The sequence below is a fragment of the Paenibacillus tarimensis genome, assembly GCF_021532315.1.
GTDB lineage: Bacteria > Bacillota > Bacilli > Paenibacillales > Paenibacillaceae > Paenibacillus_I > Paenibacillus_I tarimensis.
Genome location: NZ_JAKGAO010000012.1, coordinates 46,816 through 64,978 on the forward strand (window position 1 = coordinate 46,816; position 18,163 = coordinate 64,978).

The window sequence follows — 18,163 nt, forward strand, 5'->3', positions numbered from 1 at the left end:
GGAGGTCTAACAAGAGAACTGACTGCGGGCTACGTCCAGACAGGCTTCCAGAATTTCTTCCGCAGCCTCTGCACCGGTCCGTCTGGTAAATACAATATGAGAATGCTCGTTATATTGCCGCTTCAGTTCGCCATGTGAAGGCGCGAATGCAGTATCTGCCGCAAGCAGCAGGCTCTCATCAAGCAGGCTGTCCCCGGCTGCCAAGACTCGGGATTCGCCAAGCTTTTCTTTCACATACACGAGCGCTGCTCCCTTACTCACCTGTTCCGGCACCAGATATATCTTGCGGCCCTGAAGGGAATAGCTCCACCCATGAGCTGCAAGCTCTTTCCTGAATGAGTCTATCTTCTCCGCCGGAAGCTTGTCCCGTTCCACAACAATGGAGTAGAACAGACCATCGCATAAGGTGGATGATTGAACCCAGCTGTCGTCTGCAATCCGCTGAAACATCTCCTGAATCTCACCCTGCTCCGAGCACCCCTCACGAACCGCCTGCCGGACCAGACTGTCCCACTCTTGATCGATTTCCCCGTTTATCAGTACATTCCCGCCATTGCTTACTATGACGTATTCAGGAATCACCCACTCCCGGAAAGCGAATATCCGGTGGTACTGCTCCGGCGTTCTCGCCGTCACGGGTACAAAGGGGGCTAGCTCATTCAGCTCCCTCAGTCTGGCAGCTGCAGCCCGGGTCATATAAGAAATATGCCTGCCCTGGAATAATTCAACCGGAACCATATCATCCAGGCTTATACTGCCCTTCGAGCGTTCCGAGTAGATTAGGGTCTGATCCAGATCGCTTGCGAATAACATTAGACCGTTCCTTCCTTCAGCGGCTTGATAATGCCGCAGCATGAATAGCTGAGTCCCGGAAATTCCTCTACCGGTACGTTACGTTCTGCGGCCAGCATCCGGATATGCTTCAGGTCCGGATTATCCAGCCGGTTGACAAGAATTTTCCACGGAATACGCCGGAGCAGTACACGTGTCGTTTCACCGACTCCGGGCTTAATCAGATTACTATCAGGAATGCCGAAGACCTGCTGGATACGGCGGACATCCTTCATCCCCTGCCAGGTTACCCTGCTGTCATCCTGCTGCTCAAGCAGCTGTTCAGCCGCAAGCTGGGCCTTGCGGAAGACCGCAGCAAATTGCCCGCTTATCATATCGGCAAAATAATTGGTGAGATCCTCTTCCATCCACTCGCGATAATATTTGGCACCATGAAATTCTCCGGGCCCGATCAAGTCGTCACGGAGCACCGTGCGGCTAACTAGCCCGGACACAGTCGAATTCAGACAAGCGCTCGGAATCAGGTAATCCTCCCTCGTCCCGAATGTCTCGGCGCAGCGTCCAGGATCAGCCAGCACTGCCAGATCATCTTCCACTTCCAAGCCATATTTCTCCCGAAGCTTCCTGCAGGACTCGGTGAGCACTCGGCGGATGGCACCCTTGCCTGTCCAGCCGTCCACGAACTGTATCCTCCGGTGAGGATGCTGCTGAGCGATATAGAGCACCGCGTTCTCGTCCATACCTTTGCCTCTGATGATCGATAAGCTGTAATGCGGCACATCAAGGTTATGTATCTGCTTGAGATAGCGCTTAATCAGCACACCAACAGGCGTTCCAGCTCTCGCAAGGGATGCCAGCACGACATCCGGCCCCTTCCTGTGAAGTATTAGCTCTGCCACTGTACCCGCCGCCTCAGCTATCCGGTAAGAAGCTTCGCTCAGTGTTTCGTGGAACAAGGACAGGTATCGTTCTGTCGGCCGGTACTCAACAGGGAGCATCTCGGAATAGTGAACGCCTGACTGGATGGCTTCCTCACGGTCCTCGGTCGGTCTCTCCAGCTGTGCGCCGCTTATATCTTTGAGCAGAAAAATAACATCCTCCGGCTTATAGCTGCCGATTGGCTGCGGGCCTCTAATCTTGGTCATATCTTGAAAATAAACAAAATAAACCGCGGGGATATCCAGTGTCCGGATAACCGACTTCATTTCGGCCAGTTGTTCGTCATTCATACGCCGTTCCATAAACACAAACAGATCATTATAGTGGCCTGGCGTGATATTGTACATGAAATTGCGAACACTTTTGTCCTCGGGTGAACTGTAGCTGTAAGCTGACTTGACCGCATAGTCTTCATCCGGCGCCGGATGGATGGGGCTTCTTGTCGTTGACTGATACAGCACACCCTCTCCCATCTCCGCAGCGATGCGCATCGGCAGATACATAAACTCTCCGGTACCCAAGCAGAGTGTTCTCGTCCCTGTCCGGTAAGGGGTGAGAACCTCGCCAGCCCTGCGGATAGCCTGCAGCTGGCATTGTTCCTCTTCAGCGCGGAGGCCAAACCTGCCGGTTCCGCTCAAATACGCCGTGGCGCCTCCCTGACCTGCAGCATGCGGGAATAAGTCTGCGAGCGAAATCATACGGATAACCGGGGCGCGATCCACTGTATCCTGGTGCGGGGCTGTCACGCTGCCGCTACTTTGCTCAACCGGCCTGCCGCTTACCTGTATAGTCCCGGCTACTAATGACAAGCATGTAATCGTTATACCCAGCTCTTCCTCATATCGGCGGAAGCGTGCTTGATCCTCATCAGAGCGCCAATCAAGAAGACTTGCAGCAACAAACCTGGTCTTACCGTATTTCGCATGCAGATCCGAAATGATGTTCAGTGTCGTCTTCCCAGTTGTCATCTCGTCGTCAACCAGCACAATCGTATCCGCCTTGGCGAACAGTTCGGGATCACTCGCGTAGCAGCGGTGTGCGGTCGCATGTGAATGCTCTTCTTCAAAATTAATGCACGAGCTTACATCTTCAATTAATTCCCGTGTCGTATGCAGATAGCTGGCCGCTCCACCGAATGTGCTGAACATACTGTGCCCAAGAGCAGTCGCTGTTTCCGCAAACCCGATAAATAACGTGTTTTCTTCGATCGGCATCGGGTGCCGGGCCATTCGGCGATATATGACATCCGCGCAATCTCCGGATGCCATGGCTTCGGCGGCCTCTTCAACAGCCAGCGGAAGCTCGAGGTTCAATCTCTGGCCGAACAGCAGCCCTAAGATCATGCCGGATAACAGCGATACTTGCGGCCTAACCGGAATATGCTTGCCAAGAACCCTGCTCACAAACAAGAAGCCCCGTTTCTTGTTCATGCGTGCAGCCATCTGAAACAGCGTGTCCAGCGGAATGTTTAACGGATTATGTGCTATCTCAATCTGGACCGATAAGTCACCAAGTATATTAAATAATTGCCGGTTCCCGTTCTTCTGAGAGGAGACAGGTGAAGTTTTGATTTTCATGCAGCACCCCATATATAGTTGATCTCATTATGATCCGCTCTGCCCAGTTCAGATGAGGTTTGATTTCATTCATCTTGTTCGAGTAGCGGCTCTTCATAACGCCCAGGTTCCCGTGATTATGCTCCATAATATGAAGAGCATCCTGATATTCCTCATGCGTAACCACATACAAGGCTTGAACGGGTTTGATATGAGTCGGATGGATAATTGTTTTGCCGATCATACCGTTCTCCTTGTCCAGTGAAACCTCACGCATTAACCCGTCAACATAGCGGTTGATGTAAGACATCCGCAGCTTGCGGCCGCTCCTGCCCATGCTCTCTTCGAAAGGCGTCTGTCGAAGCTGCGGCTTCAGCACGCGGTCACTTTTGAAATACTCCCAGACCGGACCGGAGATGACATAATGGTTGTCCGCCCGGCCGAAGATGTTAACGATATCAGCAATGCAATCTCTTATAACGGCAATATCATAGATTGTACTGTCCGGACTTCGCCGCAGACCGAAGAGACTGGAGAAGTCGGTTGCGCCTATCCTGACATTCAGCACATACGGCTTGTACTCATCCAGCAGCTCCCTGATTGCCAGCAGGGTCTCAAGGCGGCTTTCCCGGTAAATGATCTCATTACTCTCCAGAATCGGCATGCCGTAGAGCCTGTGAGAGATTCCGTTATCATGCTCATTGAACTCTGCAATCAGCCTGAAGTAGGCAGAACCGCAGACAGCATTAAACTTCGGGAGAACAAAGCCGGTCACATGCGTAAATGCCGTCCCGCCGAGCATTAACAAGCGTTCCAGCTGCTCCGGAGAGCGAACACGAATAAAAATGAGCGGAACACGCTCCAAGTCGAGGTCGCCGGAATCAACATACAGGTCAATAGTCCGAAGGGTGTTGCGGAGCGTCTCTTCTGCCAGCAAGACCATATTGTCCCCGACAGCATCCTCCAGATCCAGAACGATGGAGACCAGCCCCTCATACCTCGCAGCAACCAGATCATCCGCTATCCGGTCCCGGGTCGCCGGCATATATAAGGCTGATCCAACGGCGTGCGCAAGGATATTACGGTCAGCATGGTTATTGAAATGCAGCGGTAATGAATGAAATAAGGAATGCTCCTCTTCCTCTGTCAAATAGCTGAAATATCTCATTGCCCACCCTCCTCATCGGTTGTCGAAGCATTTATTCGCTGCTTTATATTTTCGTAAAGTTAAAATATCCCTCATTGACCATGAGGGATATTTCAAGAAATGTAATCCAGACCATTTAAACCGATGTGTGCGTTTCGTTTCCTCTGTTCTTCTTCAAGGTACTGTAGACCATCGTACCCAGGAAGACTGCGATCAGAATGCCGAAGAACACGTTGTGGGATACATGGAACCCGTATGCTCCCGCTATCATTTTAGCCCCGATTATGACAATCAGAATGAACGCCGCCTTCTCAAGCTCAGGAAACTTCTCGATCAGCTTCAGGAAGACCTGGGCAACACCACGCATCATCAATACGCCGAGCAGGCCGCCTAGGAACAGAACCCATACCTGCTCACTGACGCCGAATGCGGCCAGCACACTGTCGATACTGAAGGCAATATCCATCAGTTCCACCGCCAGCACTGTACGCCAGAAGCCATATGCTTTACCCTCAATCTGTTCCTCCTGCTCTTTTTTACGGCCTATATACGGGATAAGAGGAATACCTCCAACCCGCGCAAGCTTAAACTCCAGGCCGAAGAGGTTACTGAGAGCAATCCAGAGCAGGTATAAGCCGCCTGCCACTTTAACCCATGTAATTTTAACCAGATATGTACCTACACCAATGGCAATGAACCGGAATATATAGGCACCAATGATACCGTAAAATAGCGCCTTCTTCTGCTGTTCTTTCGGCAGATGGCGAACCATTACAGCAAGGACCAGGGCGTTGTCGGCTGACAGCAGTCCCTCAAGAATGACCAGAGTAAGGATTATCCCCCAGTTTGCCGGGTCGCTGAAAACCATGGATAGGTTCTCCCAGCTAAAAAAGCTTGCAAAGTTCTCGAGCATGCTTTGTATAAAAGCTGCCATTCATGTAGCCTCCTAATGTGCTTCCCGATTAAATGTTTAACTGCGATGGGAAGAAAGCTATTTGCTGCCCCTTACCCACTTCAGCCCCCAGCCGTAAGCTTCGTCTACCTCACGATGACCCGAGAAATATTGAACCAGCCGCTTAATGCTGAAAGTCTGGTCATTCACATTCTCAATCATTGCAATCGCACACATGCCCTTACGGTTGTTATGCTCGTCCATTCGAACCTCAATATCCGGTCCGCCTGACTGCTTAATGGTAACAACGCCGTCAGCCTCCGCCCAGTTCGTTGCCCCCTCATAAATGTAGGCATAGACTACAATCCGCTTAATTTCAGCGACTTTATTGCCGTTGATCCTTAAGTTCTCACCTGTTTTAATCGCCCCGGTGCGGTCATCACCATCCAGCGCCACGTACGGCGGCCGCGACAGATTGCCGAATGAATTTCCAAGAGCTTGTATCGAACCCTTGCTTCCATCCTTGAGCTCGAATAGGCAGCCCAAATCTAGATCAACGCCGCTTCGCTTGAAGAAGCCGGAGGAGGACCTTTGGTTCCAGTTCAGATTAATTAGAATTTCACCAAGAGAACCGGAGCCCTTCTGCAGGTTGATGACATCACCGCGCTTAGTCAAGCTGATCTTGCTGAAGTTGATACCAGCAGGTGCCGGCGGCGAAATAGAATCGGGCTTTGGAGGAAGCGGCACCGGCTTTGGCTGCTCCTGTGGAGCATCTGCCTTTACCTCAATACCATAGCTGCCGCAAAGTGCCGCCAATCCTCCCGAATACCCTGAGCCAATTGCATTAAACTTCCACTCGCCGTTATATCTATATAATTCTCCAACAACAATCGCCGTCTCTACGGAGAAGTTATTTCCAAGGTCATAACGTATCAGCTCTGCTCCCGTCGATTCATCCGCGATACGTAAATAAGCATCTTCTACCCCAGAGAAACTTTGCCTGCGCACATCCCCTTCATAAATCGTTAGCGTGAAAGCGATTCTCTCTACTGCCGCAGGTACCTCTCGGATACGTACAATGATCTGTTCGTGATCCAACTTCCCGGATAGAGTCCGCTTGCTCCTGCCGGCCAGTGTGACCGATCCTGCAGCACCACTGGGATTCCCGTAGAAAATCAAGTCTTGATCGCCCGATACCTTGCCGCCGGACCCAAGCAAAAATGTGGAAAGATCAATCTCCAGACCGCTGGCAACCCGCCAGCCCATGCCAATAACCAACCCTTGCAAGGAGGGATTGTTTTTTGTTACATCTGTTTTCTGTCCCTTTACCAATGACACTGACATGCACTTCCGCCCTTTCACATGGATGAACCCGGGACTTCCACGCCCGGATCGCTTTCGTTATAACGGTAATCCATAGTTGCGAACGAGCGCGGCCAATCCTCCGGAGAATCCCGAGCCCACTGCCTGAAACTTCCAGTCTGCCCCATGCCGGTACAGTTCACAAAATACGATAGCCGTTTCAATAGAAAACTCTTCGCCAAGATCGTAGCGCAGCACTTCCTGGCCGCTTCCCTCATCCACAAGCCGGACGAATGCATTGGATACTTGGCCAAAATTTTGCCTGCGGGCATCTCCGTCATGTATGGTTACCGTGATGCCGATTCTTGTGATCTGGGGAGGCACTAATGTAAAATCAACCCGGATCTGCTCATCATCTCCGTCACCCGCTCCGGTACGATTGTCACCCGTGTGCTCAACCGCCCCGTTGTAGGCAGTCAGGTGGTTATAAAATACAAAATCCTCTTCTGACCTTGCTTTGCCGTCTTCATAAAGAAGGAAAGCACTGGCATCCAGGTCAAAATCCCCGCCGCCGGTATATCTGTTCGTATCCCAGCCGAGACCTAGGATGGCTCTCGTCAAGCCCGGATTTGACTTGGTCAAATCGATGCGCTGGCCCTTGGAAAGATTGATAGACATTAAATCGCCTCCCAAATGGAATTATTGACATATGCCTGTTAAGTCTGAATGCCAAAATCGCTGCAAAGTCCTTGCAGCCCGTTGCGGTAACCGCTCCCTACAGCACTAAACTTCCACTCACCTGCATGCCGGTACAGCTCACCAACCACAACCGCTGTTTCCACAGAGAAATCTTCGCCCAGGTCGTAACGGATCAACTCTTCTCCTGTTGATGCATTCACAATCCGAACGTATGAATTGGCCACCTGCCCAAAATTCTGGTTGCGCTGAGCTGCATCGTGTATGGTGATACAGAAAGCAATTTTGCTCGTCGATGCGGGCACGGAACTGAGGTTAATCGTTACGGTCTCATCGTCACCCGCACCTTCACCGCTGCGGTTATCCCCCGACAGCTGGATAGATCCGTTCGTATTGGCGCGGTTATTATAGAAAATAAAATCCTGCTCGCTGTTGACTTTGCCGGTTTCATTCAGGCAAAAGGCCGATGCATCCAGATCAAAATCGCCGCCGCCATCATACTTGTTTACGTCCCAGCCGAGACCAACCACTACGCTGGACAACCCCGGGTTGGATTTGGTTAAATCCACCTTTTGTCCCTTGGACAAATTAACCGCCATCGGTATCCCTCCGTATATTGATGAATCTATGCCATTGATAAAGGGTCCATATCAGATTCGTATGGACCCCCCTCTAGCCGGCCGCAGTGAACGGCCATAGCGCATCGTTAACCTTTGAAATTATGAGGTAGCAAGTCCATAGTCGCGCGCAAGTCCTGCCAGGCCGTCTTTGTAGCCGCTGCCGATCGCGCTGAATTTCCACTCGCCGTTGTGCCGGTAAAGCTCGCCAACCACGACAGCTGTTTCGATGGAGAAGTCCTCTCCAAGATCATAACGAACCAGCTCCGTGCCGCTGTTCTCGTCCACAATCCGAACGAAAGCGTTGGAGACTTGTCCAAAGTTTTGGCTGCGGGCATCAGCATCATAGATTGTGATACAGAAAGCAATTTTCTCGGTTTCTGCCGGCACTGCCGCAAGATCAACAATTACCTTCTCATCGTCCCCATCCCCTTCGCCTGTGCGGTTGTCTCCTGTATGAACGACAGAACCGTTGGCGTTTTGCGGGTTGTTATAGAATATGAAATCCTTCTCAGATCCGGCCTTGCCTTGAGCGTTCAGGCAAAATATTGAAGCATCAAGGTCAAAATCCTTGCCGCCGTCATATTTGTTGGTGTCCCATCCAAGACCGACGATAACTTTCGTCAGACCCGGGTTTGTTTTGGTCAAGTCGATTTTCTGACCTTTGGATAAGCTGATAGCCATATGATATCAAACTCCCGTCTATTATTTATTGGTAGCGCTGTGCAAGAATATTAATGTGGGCAGCGTGCGCGCCCTCGCCGATTGCGTTGAACTTCCATTCTCCATTATGGCGGTACAACTCACCGACGATAAGCGCGGTCATGCCGGAGTAGTTGTCCGTCAGGTTAAAGCGCACCAGCTCCTGGTTGTTAGCTGGGTTGACGATGCGAATGTAAGCCGATTTGATCATGCCAAAATCCTGACGCCGTGATTCGCATTCATAGATGTTCACCACACACAGAACTTTATGTACACTCGCCGGAATACGGCTTAATTCCACGAAGATTTGCTCGTCATCACCAGCGCCTTCCCCTGTCAGGTTATCGCCGGAATGTACAACTGAACCACAGCCGCTTTGCTTGTTATAAAAACAGACCAGGTTGCGCTCTTCCGTGAGCTTGCCGTTAGCATCTAGCATTAAAGCAGACGCATCGCAGTCGATATTGGCTGTTTTCTTCTTTATGCCAAAGAAGCCTTTGGACTCACTTTCCGCTGGATCCCAACCAAGCCCGACTACGACCTTGTTCAAACCTGCGTTACCCTTCGTTAAATCAATTTTCTGACCCTTCACCAAAGAAATAGTCAATGTATGAGCACCTCCTTCTCAAAATTACTTGCTGTTTTTGGTACTGAATCATAAGAATAGATGGATTTACACGATTAACCATCGTGATACTAGTAATACGCTCTATGGCCTGACAAGTTTCAGCAAATCCGCCAATAATTATGTTGAACTTCGAAATTTATACCACCGGCGAGCGCCCAAACTTTCCGAACAACATTTTTAGCCGGTGTCGAACGTAATGGTAACTTTTGTCGTATTGTGCTTTATTATCGCTTACCAGGATTGATTTGCATAGCTGGTATTTTTCCAGCAGCTGCTAATACAGGTCTAAATCCACGGTCTGGATACTTTAGTATTTATAAACGCACCAATTTTCGATAGAGTTTCTGAAATAGGGTAGACGGGACTTTTCTTGCGCCTGCTGGTATTTCACTGATTCTGATTCGTATGGGTGAGCACAATGGCAGAACCAAACCAGATTACCAACGCACATTTATAAAGTTTTGTTAAAGCCTGGCCCGGCGAGTGAGGTTTAATATATTTTCATGAAAAACCGGTTGAGCTATAATAACGTATATTGACTGACGACAGGAGAATGATGATGAATATTACCGAACTTCCGCTCGAACTTATTGACGAGGATGCGGATCAGCCCCGGTACCAGTTCGATGAGGATGCACTGCAGGAGCTGAAGAACAGCATAGCCGAGCTTGGCTTGCTCTCACCGATCAAGGTACGAACAGCTGATAACGGGCGCTACACAATCATATACGGCAACCGGCGATACAAAGCGGCCCAGTCACTTGGGTTGAAGAAAATTCCATGCATTATCTCGACCGCGATGAGTGAACTGGATATCTATTTGGAGCAGATTGCTGAAAACCTTACCAGGGAGGGCTTCTCGCCAATTGAGGAAGCGGAAGCCTTCCATAAACTAATGAATGATACGAAATTCAGCAGCTCGATTAAATTCCTTTCCAGCAAGCTGGGCAAACCCGAATCCTATATTCGCAATAAACTTGAGCTGCTCAAGTTTGGCCCAGCCGTAAAGAAGCTTATCGTGGCAGGCACGCAAATCCGCAAGGATAAGCTGACGGAAGACCAGCTGCTGCCCCTTAAGGATCTGCCAATAGAACACCGGGATCCGCTCGCGCTTATCATGGCTAGAGACGGGATGCCGGTTAGCGATGTGAAGAAGATCGCCCGTCTGTTCAAGGATAAGGGAATATCTCAGAGCGTTAAGGATAAGCTGCTGTACAAGAACGGTCCCGACCTGATTGAAACCTGGTCCTCTTATCAGCAGACCAAGGCAGAACGTGCCCGGGCGGATGAGGAGAGGAAAGCAGCCGCTGAAGCGAAAGCTTCTGCAAGTCAAGAACAGGCTGACCGTAAGGAGACAAGCCGTGCGGAGGCTGGAGCAATGGCTGGCTCCGCCGCTCACTCTCAAGTGCCCGGGCTGCAGCCTTCAGCCTGCGCAGAGACCGGCACCCATACAGGTAAAGCCGGCATTGATACAGCTGAAGTATCATCTGCTATCGATAAGGAGCCATCCGATAGCCAGCCTTCGGACATACCCGGCATTGCAGCAGAGCTTGAAAACATACTTACCGCCTTGGCTGCTGTCGAGGCTAAGGATATTAAGGACTTGAACAGGCTCACCGGCATAACTCCCCAGGTCAATCCCGTTATCACGAGACAAGTTGATCAGCTCATCATGCAGCTTGAGCAGCAGCTGTCAGATTGGAAGAAAATCCGTGAGCGATTGGAAAGCGGCTCTTGACCGAACAAGAGGAATACCTTGCCGCTTCAACAAAAACAGAGGCTGACCGGGTCGAGCCGGTCAGCCTCTGTTTTATAGAAAACTAACATCCTTCCTTCAGCATTCCTCTATGACCTTCACGCTCTCCATCTGCTCATGCAGTTCACGCCTTAGCTCCTGTTTGAATTGATGCCACGTGTGTTTGCCAGCGTCAAGTCCCTCCCGCCCGATCTCAAGTGCCGTATCGAGCCATACTCTTCTGTCATTAATTTCGCCAAGCTCTTCCTGGATAGCCTTGTAATATTTTTCGTAACCAAGATACTTGTCATCCAGAGCGAAGCAAGCGGCTGATGCCGTGTAGCGTAATTCCTTGGCGGCAATCCGCAGCTTATGCAGTGCGTCGAAGGCCTCTTCGGAATTGCAGCCGTGCTCGCCGCTTATTTCCCGGTACCGCTGCTTCTTCTCTTCATAAGCTGTTTCCAGCTCTCGCATGACGCCATTGACATCTGTGTGACCCAGCAATGATTCTAGTTCCTCTTGCAAGAATTTGTTCCATCTCGTTAATTCTTCCTCATCCTGCATCTTGGGCAGCTTCTCGGCCAGCTTGGCTCTATACCGCTTACGTTCCTTCTTCTGGACGGCAATGAACGAACCGAGCAGACGGTCCTGCTTCTTATCCCCCGCCGCCTTGACGAGTTTCCGCCTTTGCTTGAACGTCCCGATCAGGACATCCTTATCCCTGACTTTACCGAGCTGCTTCTGTGACTTCTTGAATATCGGATACAATCCTGAACGATTGTCAGGGTCAAGTATACGCAGCAAAGTCAGCAGCTTGCGGCAGCTTACTCTGGCCTGATGTACAGCTTCTACATCAAAATCCTCCACAGCCCGCCGCCCATGACTGCGAAACTGGACATGCAGTTCATTCAACACAGGCTCCCACTGGTCCTTGCTACCAGCGGCTGAACCATCAAGATGCTGTAATTGTTCGGTTCCCATGACACATCCCTCCTAAACATCATTACAACAAAAGAATGCAGGGTAAACAAAAGCTGCCAGAGGTTTATATAACAAAAAATGCCTGGATGCACGGTGGCCCGCGTCATCCAAGCATTATCGGCACTACATTTCTCTTACATAGGCTATATAATCAGTGTTAGCAGGCTCTAGACCGTTAAGACGCATGTGCGAAGCAATCTGGCCGCGGTGATAGCTGCCATGCAGAGAAACATGCGCAAGTATGTCCACGGCAGGCGTTTCGAATAATGCGCCCTTACTGTTGCGGTAAACAACCTTGACGGACAGATTCTCGCCGGTAATCCCTTCAAGAAACTGTCTGTAACCTCTCTTGTTGGATTCCGCCAGAAGCCGGCATTCAGCAAGCGATGCATTCCGGGGCCATATGGCTGCTTGTGAAGCATCCTGCCGGGATAGCCGCATCAGCCATATTTGCTCAGCAGCCAGCACATGGGTAAATAGCCGAAGGGCTTTTTCTGGTACATCTCCGTCCGCTTCCAAGAATGCTTCCGCAATTCGGTTGTCAGCCCACCAGACATGCTCAAACAGCCGGATGAAATGCAATTTCAATCCGTCATCTCCCATATCCCCGCTCCCCTTTCGCTGCCTCCCTGGACACTGAACAACGCTTATAAGCCAGCTGTCAGCGCCTCCGTCTCCTATCCTTCAGCCATTCCAGAAGCTGGAGTGCTCCGACAAACAGAACAAACAGGATAAACAGCGGAATCGTTTGTCCGTAATCGGATAATCCCAATTGCGGGGCAGCAGCTGCTGCTGCCCCGACAACTACGACTCCGGCAATCGGCAACCGCCAGCCCTTCAGCATCCTGCCTGCCCCTTCCTGAGTATCCGGTAATCAATGAACATCAAAGTAAACATCATCTTCCGATTCATCATAGCGGACATATAAGTCGCGGTTATCCAGATACCACAGATTGTCATTCTCCATATAGAAGCGAATGCCTGCAACAACGTGCTCAATACCCGGATCTCTGGGAGTTTCCTTCATAATGCCGAGCGACAGCCCAGGCTGTACACTTCCGCAGCCGCCGAGCCTTACGAAGATCCTTAGAGCGTCACCTGCTGCAAGCCCCATCTCGCGTATGTATAAATCAGCAGCTTGCTTATCTATTGACAGCTTCATGAATTGCCCTCCTCCTTACGCTTCGGCTTCCGTATAATGCGTCCGGCAGAAAGTCTCCAGCTCCTGCAATTCCTCATCATCCAGGTCAAACTCCAGATACCGGTCAGTCGTCCTCTCAAGCAGATCATATTTCACTATCCGGGAGCCTTCCTCCTCGACTCCAAATATAACGCGCGCATACACACCTTGGGGTGAGTACAGCTCATCATCTTCATCGATTGTCAGGTCCAGAATAAACTCGTATCGTTTACCCGTTATGATCCCGAATGGATCCTTCACATATTCTACGCTGTATTCGCTGATATCCAAATCATTCATCCTTTCCTTCATCCATCCCTTACATTATACATGATGCGCCAGAAGGAAACGAGCCGGAGTCCGAGCTGCCTTCAGCTTGCTGCAAAATGAATAAGCCTGCGGACCAGCCGCAGGTTTGGTCTAGCTATGCCGGGTTCTGCAGCAAAGAACGGATAGTTGTATGATAGGATTGAATATCGATCCTCTGCTGATTGCTCAGCAGGATCAATACCGTGCCCGCAGCCGGCTCCACCGAGAACAACGTCGTATAGCCTGCTCCGCCCCCGGTTGTAGAGTATATGGTCCGGCCGTCCATCTCCCGTATTTCCCAGCCGTAGTAGCTGTTCCCGCGTTCAGGAAACTCCTCGAATATACGCTCGACCGATTCCCGGCTCAGTACCTTGCCGCCAAACAAGGCATCATGCCATTTCAACAAGTCCGAAGCCGTAGAGTACAAGCTGCCTGTGCCTGATTGGGAAATATAATAGCCTCTCTCCAGCAGCCTGCTGCCTTCCAGCAAATGTCCGGCATTGGTCGGCGTATCAGGAGAAGCTTCCCCCGTCTGGTTCATCCCCGCAGGCTCGAAGAAATGCCTGCGAAGATATTCTCCATAGCTCATGCCGCTTCGCTGTTCGATGACCGAGGCAAGCAGAACATAACCCGGATTGCTGTACCGGAAGGTTGTCCCGGGCTCATTAACCAGCTTCATCCGCTTGATTGCCGCAACCGTATCTTCCAGCTTCGCTTCCGCTGTCCGCGGAATATCGCTGGGAAGACCCGCTGTATGTGCAAGCAGCATATGGATCGTAATTTCATCACCCCGGGGGAAATCCGGGATAATTGCACTCAGCGGCTCGTCCAGCTGCAGCGCCCCCTCCTCGCACAGCTTCAGTACCGCGGCAGCTGTGAATTGCTTGGTAATGGAGGCAATCCGCGTAAGTGTGTCCTTATCGTTCATGCTGCTGCTGTCAGCCGGACCATAGCCCTTCTCAAGCATAATAGTGCCATTTTTCGCGATAAGGGCAATACCCGTAAAATTCTGCCTCTTTAGATAGGCATCTACCGCTGTCATTTCTTTTGAACCGTTATGGCCTGCAGGCGTACTTACATTAAGATTAATAATCGGCCTTGCTTTATTCCACAGCTCAAAAGGAATGCCGAGCGCCTCTGTTACAGAGCGAAAGGGCAGATAGGTCGTGTAATGGACCAGCCTCGAACCGTTTGGTATACGGACAGTTTGCCCATTAACAATCATCTCTGTACTGCCCGGAATTAAGTTAATTGTGCGAGCTCCACGCTTTATCGTAATTTGATTCGTTCTGGCATTCCAGTCGAGCTTAGCGTCCGCTGCTTTGACGAATTCTCTGACCGGCACATAGGTTGTCCCCTTCTCGACAAAGGGCAGAGCACTCCAGCCAATCGCTTGGCCGTCACTCAGTACCGTGACATTAGCCGGCGCCTGCTGTGCTGCAGCAGCAATCAATTTACTGGGCTGCTGCAATCCTATCATACCCGCCGCAGAAGCTGCCAGAAGCAGCTGCATTATTCTTTTCCAGCGTATCTTTGCCGGCTTGCTAGTATGTAACACGCGCTAATAACTCCTCCTTATAACTCTATTTATAATGTATCTAATAAAATACCACGAACCCTCTGATCTGCCAAATTTACATAGAGAAGAGTCAGAGCTGATGGCCAAATAAGCCCGTCAATGACGGGCCTCGACTAATAACTGACTAACTGCTGGTATCAAGCGTGTCCCATCTGCCTCTATATTGCTCAAGTCTCGGATGCAGCTCATCTGGCTCTCTGGTCAGGAGCAGGCGTAACTTTGTTATCCATTCCGGAAATACATCAAATGAAGCGAAAACATTAGCAGTCCGAGGCTGCAGCAGAAGAAAGTACGGTGCCGGATAATGCTGGACAAGATGACGCAGAGCCGCATCAATAGGCGTATACTTCTTACGTTTCCCCTCCCAGCCTTCAACGGACACCATCTCGCTGCCGCTGTGCCTTCTCCAATCATGAAGCCTGTCTTCCCGTTTGTAATACGGCTTCACCGGCTCGCCGAACATCCGCTTAACCGTCTGCTCATGCAGTGGATAGAGAACAAGCTTGGCGAATGAACGATGCACGGCAGCCTGCCTGGCCTCATCCAGCTCCTCCTCAAATACCGTATCAAATGTGTCATAAAAAATTAGAGTGCCCTTTCGACTCTCGGTGGGCGGCTCATAGCCGAACGGCACTTTCTGCACCTGTTCCGACATATTACAATCCCTCCCTGCATAAGAACCGGTCTGTTCCAGGTATGCTTTTTGATGACCTGCTTAATAATATCATAACCTAAATCTCCGTTCACATTTTCAATTGCTCAGCCAAATACGGTATTCGAGCAGCATCATTAGAAGGCATTGGCATTAACAATACGTGTATGCTTCACTCGCATTATTGCGAATACTACAGAGGTATTATCCTACTTTATAATTGAAGGAGTGTTTATTCATGCGTGAAGGTATGATTCCTACTGTACTCGGCACGGTCGTAACTGCAGCTTCAGGTGCTGCCCTCTGGAAAACCAAATATAAGCTGGCTGCAACCGGCGTGCTTGGTTTCGGCTTGGCACATGTTGTGCTCGGCGCAATTGACTTGATTGAACACCGCTAACGGATATGGGTATGGAGGCGTCATGCGGCTGTCAAAGCCCATGGCGTTTTTTTCATTCATATACAGCCGAAAAAAATATTAACTTTAGGTTTCCTGACCCCTTTTACTTTTGGTTGTTGTATAATTATTGAAATTATACTAGCGCCAAGGTGGCCAAGCCTGATATGACCTATATCCAAAATATTATGCTGCAGCTGTTGTTTGCTCTGCTGCCATTCGTGCTGTTTACCATTTATTACCGAGATAAGCCGGTCAATTATTCCCGAAATTTTATCACTGTCACCTCCTGTGCATGCTTGATATTGTCCATGACGTTTCCTTCAACTGTCGAAACTGGTTTTATTTTTGATATCCGTTATGTAATTATGTTCTTTGGCATTCTGTTCGGCGGCCTCCCCACCGGAGTTACTCTGCTTGCCGTCTTCCTTCTTTACCGCCTCTATCTGGGCGGAGAAGGAATGCTGTCTGCCTACACCATTTTGATCGCCACCTTTCCTTTGTCTATCCTGCTGTGCGACTGGTATCACAGGGCCAAGGAACGAAAACAGCTGATTGTGTTTCTCGCCGGGATTAGCTTTTCTGTTATCCCGCTGTTAATCCTGTTTATTATGGAAACAAAATATATGCTTAGTCACTTAAGCTTTCACATCATGGTTATGCCGGTTCAGAATTCTCTAGGGATCTGGCTCCTCATTTCCCTGTTCAAGAAAGCAGCAGCGGATAAAGAGCTGTTCATCAGTTATGTACATAACGAGCGTGTACAAGCCATCAGCCATGTTGCAGCCTCCCTTGCCCACGAAGTCAGAAATCCGCTCACCTCCGTGATGGGATTCCTTAAGCTGATCCGCAATCCGTCCCTGCCGAGGGAAAAGGTGGACCAGTATATCGATGTGTGTACCGAGGAACTGGCAAGAATGCAGACTATCCTCTCGGAGTACCTCGCTGTCTCCAGACCGCTAGGCAAGCACAAGGAAGAGATTGACCTGTCCGAACAAATCTATGCAGTAACTGATGTCATGACACCTTATGCCAACATGAATAATGTGAAGCTTGTTGTGGAGGATATCAGGAGTATGTCAATTCGTGTGGAATCGAACCGGGACGAGATGAAGCAGCTGCTTATCAATTTCATTAAGAACGCCATTGAAGCTTGTTCAGACCGCCATGATGGGATGGTTATCATCCGCCTGCTCGCCTCTAATCACGAGGCAGGTTTATTAATTAAGGATAACGGAGTCGGAATGAGCTCTGAACAGATCAAACGGCTTGGTACGGTTTACTTCTCCACAAAATCAACCGGTACAGGTCTTGGCCTGACGTTCTCTTATCAGCTTATCCGATCGCTGGGCGGCAGGGTCAATGTCAGGAGCGAACAGGGGAATGGGACGGAATTCGTCATCCGGCTGCCAATTGCTGCAGCAGAATCATGAGGTCTATTAAATTCCAAACTGAGGATAAGGTGGTATGTTCGCATATGGCAAAGCTGGTATTCTTCATTGGACCCGCTGGGGCCGGAAAAACAACGTTAGCCAAATCTCTGGCAGCATCAAGCAGCGCAGTATTCCTGGATATGGATACCCTGCTTCAGCCTGCCGCAAGCGCTGTTATGCTGGCGGCTGGCCTTGATCCTGAGGACCGGGATTCCCCGGAATACAAACGGTTGTGCCGCGATCTTGGCTACCGGATTACTATGGATGCAGCACTTGAAAACCTGCAGCTTGGCAGCGAGGTTTACGTGATCGGACCGTTTACCAAGGAGCTCTCTGACCGATACTGGCTGGAACGGGAGCTGGAGAAAGCGGGTCTTGAAGATGAACTAAAGAATTGCAGGGCTGTTTATGTGTATCTGGAGAATGAGCAGCTGTACCGCACAAGGATTGAACAGCGCGGCCTGCCACTGGACCGGTGGAAGCTGGAGAATTGGAATTTATACCGGCAAACCCTTATTCCCAAGAAGGTGGAATGGAACCTTCCGGAATCCCACATTCTGCATCTTGATAACGCTGGGCCTCTGACCCAAGAGAAGCTGGAACGGTTAAAAGCATTTATCAGATAA

Annotated in this window: 20 protein-coding genes and 1 pseudogene; 4 read left to right on the plus strand and 17 right to left on the minus strand. The window is 50.2% G+C overall.

Features of this window, described 5'->3' with window-relative positions:
- Positions 1 to 6: 6 nt before the first annotated feature.
- From L1N82_RS13340 to L1N82_RS13385, 10 genes and pseudogenes are all read right to left on the minus strand, one after another.
- Positions 7 to 813 carry an HAD family hydrolase gene (locus L1N82_RS13340; protein ID WP_235287916.1) on the minus strand — a complete coding sequence of 269 codons (807 nt, stop codon included), beginning with the start codon at positions 811 to 813 and terminating at the stop codon, positions 7 to 9.
- A complete protein-coding gene (locus tag L1N82_RS13345; protein WP_235288217.1) occupies positions 813 to 1,937 on the minus strand; it encodes a cysteine protease StiP family protein in 1,125 nt (374 codons plus the stop codon). The genes L1N82_RS13340 and L1N82_RS13345 overlap by 1 nt, the downstream gene beginning before the upstream one ends.
- A 69-nt stretch (positions 1,938 to 2,006) precedes the next feature.
- A pseudogene (locus L1N82_RS13350) lies at positions 2,007 to 3,320 on the minus strand (phosphoribosyltransferase family protein); the annotation flags it as partial.
- A complete protein-coding gene (locus L1N82_RS13355; RefSeq protein ID WP_235287918.1) occupies positions 3,250 to 4,455 on the minus strand; it encodes an HpcH/HpaI aldolase/citrate lyase family protein in 1,206 nt (401 codons plus the stop codon). The pseudogene L1N82_RS13350 and the gene L1N82_RS13355, both read right to left, overlap by 71 nt.
- A 115-nt stretch (positions 4,456 to 4,570) precedes the next feature.
- Complete coding sequence (locus L1N82_RS13360; protein WP_235287920.1) at positions 4,571 to 5,368, minus strand: TerC family protein; 798 nt, start codon at positions 5,366 to 5,368, stop codon at positions 4,571 to 4,573.
- 57 nt (positions 5,369 to 5,425) lie between these two features.
- Entirely contained in the window at positions 5,426 to 6,670 is a 1,245-nt protein-coding gene (locus L1N82_RS13365) for a TerD family protein (protein ID WP_235287922.1), read from the minus strand.
- A 57-nt stretch (positions 6,671 to 6,727) separates the two neighbouring features.
- Positions 6,728 to 7,306: a TerD family protein gene (locus tag L1N82_RS13370; protein WP_235287924.1), complete on the minus strand. Its 579-nt coding sequence runs from the start codon at positions 7,304 to 7,306 to the stop codon at positions 6,728 to 6,730.
- A gap of 38 nt (positions 7,307 to 7,344) precedes the next feature.
- Positions 7,345 to 7,923, minus strand: a complete 579-nt coding sequence (locus L1N82_RS13375) for a TerD family protein (RefSeq protein WP_235287925.1) — start codon at positions 7,921 to 7,923, stop codon at positions 7,345 to 7,347.
- A 120-nt stretch (positions 7,924 to 8,043) separates the two neighbouring features.
- Positions 8,044 to 8,625, minus strand: a complete 582-nt coding sequence (locus L1N82_RS13380) for a TerD family protein (RefSeq protein ID WP_235287927.1) — start codon at positions 8,623 to 8,625, stop codon at positions 8,044 to 8,046.
- A gap of 25 nt (positions 8,626 to 8,650) precedes the next feature.
- Positions 8,651 to 9,250: a TerD family protein gene (locus L1N82_RS13385; protein ID WP_235287928.1), complete on the minus strand. Its 600-nt coding sequence runs from the start codon at positions 9,248 to 9,250 to the stop codon at positions 8,651 to 8,653.
- Between the two features lie 580 nt (positions 9,251 to 9,830).
- Here L1N82_RS13385 and L1N82_RS13390 point away from each other — a divergent pair.
- On the plus strand, positions 9,831 to 11,009 hold the full coding sequence (locus L1N82_RS13390; RefSeq protein WP_235287930.1) for a ParB/RepB/Spo0J family partition protein: 1,179 nt from the start codon (positions 9,831 to 9,833) through the stop codon (positions 11,007 to 11,009).
- A gap of 96 nt (positions 11,010 to 11,105) precedes the next feature.
- Here L1N82_RS13390 and L1N82_RS13395 read toward each other — a convergent pair whose 3' ends face one another.
- From L1N82_RS13395 to L1N82_RS13425, 7 genes are all read right to left on the minus strand, one after another.
- Positions 11,106 to 11,987, minus strand: a complete 882-nt coding sequence (locus tag L1N82_RS13395; RefSeq protein ID WP_235287932.1) for a CHAD domain-containing protein — start codon at positions 11,985 to 11,987, stop codon at positions 11,106 to 11,108.
- A gap of 123 nt (positions 11,988 to 12,110) precedes the next feature.
- Complete coding sequence (locus L1N82_RS13400) at positions 12,111 to 12,575, minus strand: DinB family protein (RefSeq protein WP_235287933.1); 465 nt, start codon at positions 12,573 to 12,575, stop codon at positions 12,111 to 12,113.
- A gap of 73 nt (positions 12,576 to 12,648) precedes the next feature.
- On the minus strand, positions 12,649 to 12,831 hold the full coding sequence (locus tag L1N82_RS13405; protein WP_235287935.1) for a hypothetical protein: 183 nt from the start codon (positions 12,829 to 12,831) through the stop codon (positions 12,649 to 12,651).
- A gap of 30 nt (positions 12,832 to 12,861) precedes the next feature.
- Positions 12,862 to 13,149 (minus strand): HesB/YadR/YfhF family protein, encoded by a 288-nt coding sequence (locus L1N82_RS13410; RefSeq protein WP_235287937.1) that lies wholly within the window; start codon positions 13,147 to 13,149, stop codon positions 12,862 to 12,864.
- A 15-nt stretch (positions 13,150 to 13,164) separates the two neighbouring features.
- Positions 13,165 to 13,467 (minus strand): DUF6509 family protein, encoded by a 303-nt coding sequence (locus L1N82_RS13415; protein WP_235287939.1) that lies wholly within the window; start codon positions 13,465 to 13,467, stop codon positions 13,165 to 13,167.
- Between the two features lie 124 nt (positions 13,468 to 13,591).
- Positions 13,592 to 14,989 (minus strand): serine hydrolase, encoded by a 1,398-nt coding sequence (locus tag L1N82_RS13420; RefSeq protein WP_235287941.1) that lies wholly within the window; start codon positions 14,987 to 14,989, stop codon positions 13,592 to 13,594.
- Positions 14,990 to 15,179: 190 nt separating this feature from the next.
- Complete coding sequence (locus tag L1N82_RS13425) at positions 15,180 to 15,710, minus strand: hypothetical protein (protein WP_235287943.1); 531 nt, start codon at positions 15,708 to 15,710, stop codon at positions 15,180 to 15,182.
- A 235-nt stretch (positions 15,711 to 15,945) separates the two neighbouring features.
- Here L1N82_RS13425 and L1N82_RS13430 point away from each other — a divergent pair, with 235 nt between their 5' ends.
- From L1N82_RS13430 to L1N82_RS13440, 3 genes are all read left to right on the plus strand, one after another.
- Positions 15,946 to 16,107 (plus strand): asparagine synthase, encoded by a 162-nt coding sequence (locus L1N82_RS13430; RefSeq protein ID WP_111145537.1) that lies wholly within the window; start codon positions 15,946 to 15,948, stop codon positions 16,105 to 16,107.
- 164 nt (positions 16,108 to 16,271) lie between these two features.
- Positions 16,272 to 17,537 (plus strand): ATP-binding protein, encoded by a 1,266-nt coding sequence (locus L1N82_RS13435; protein WP_235287945.1) that lies wholly within the window; start codon positions 16,272 to 16,274, stop codon positions 17,535 to 17,537.
- Positions 17,538 to 17,581: 44 nt separating this feature from the next.
- A complete protein-coding gene (locus tag L1N82_RS13440; RefSeq protein ID WP_235287947.1) occupies positions 17,582 to 18,163 on the plus strand; it encodes an AAA family ATPase in 582 nt (193 codons plus the stop codon).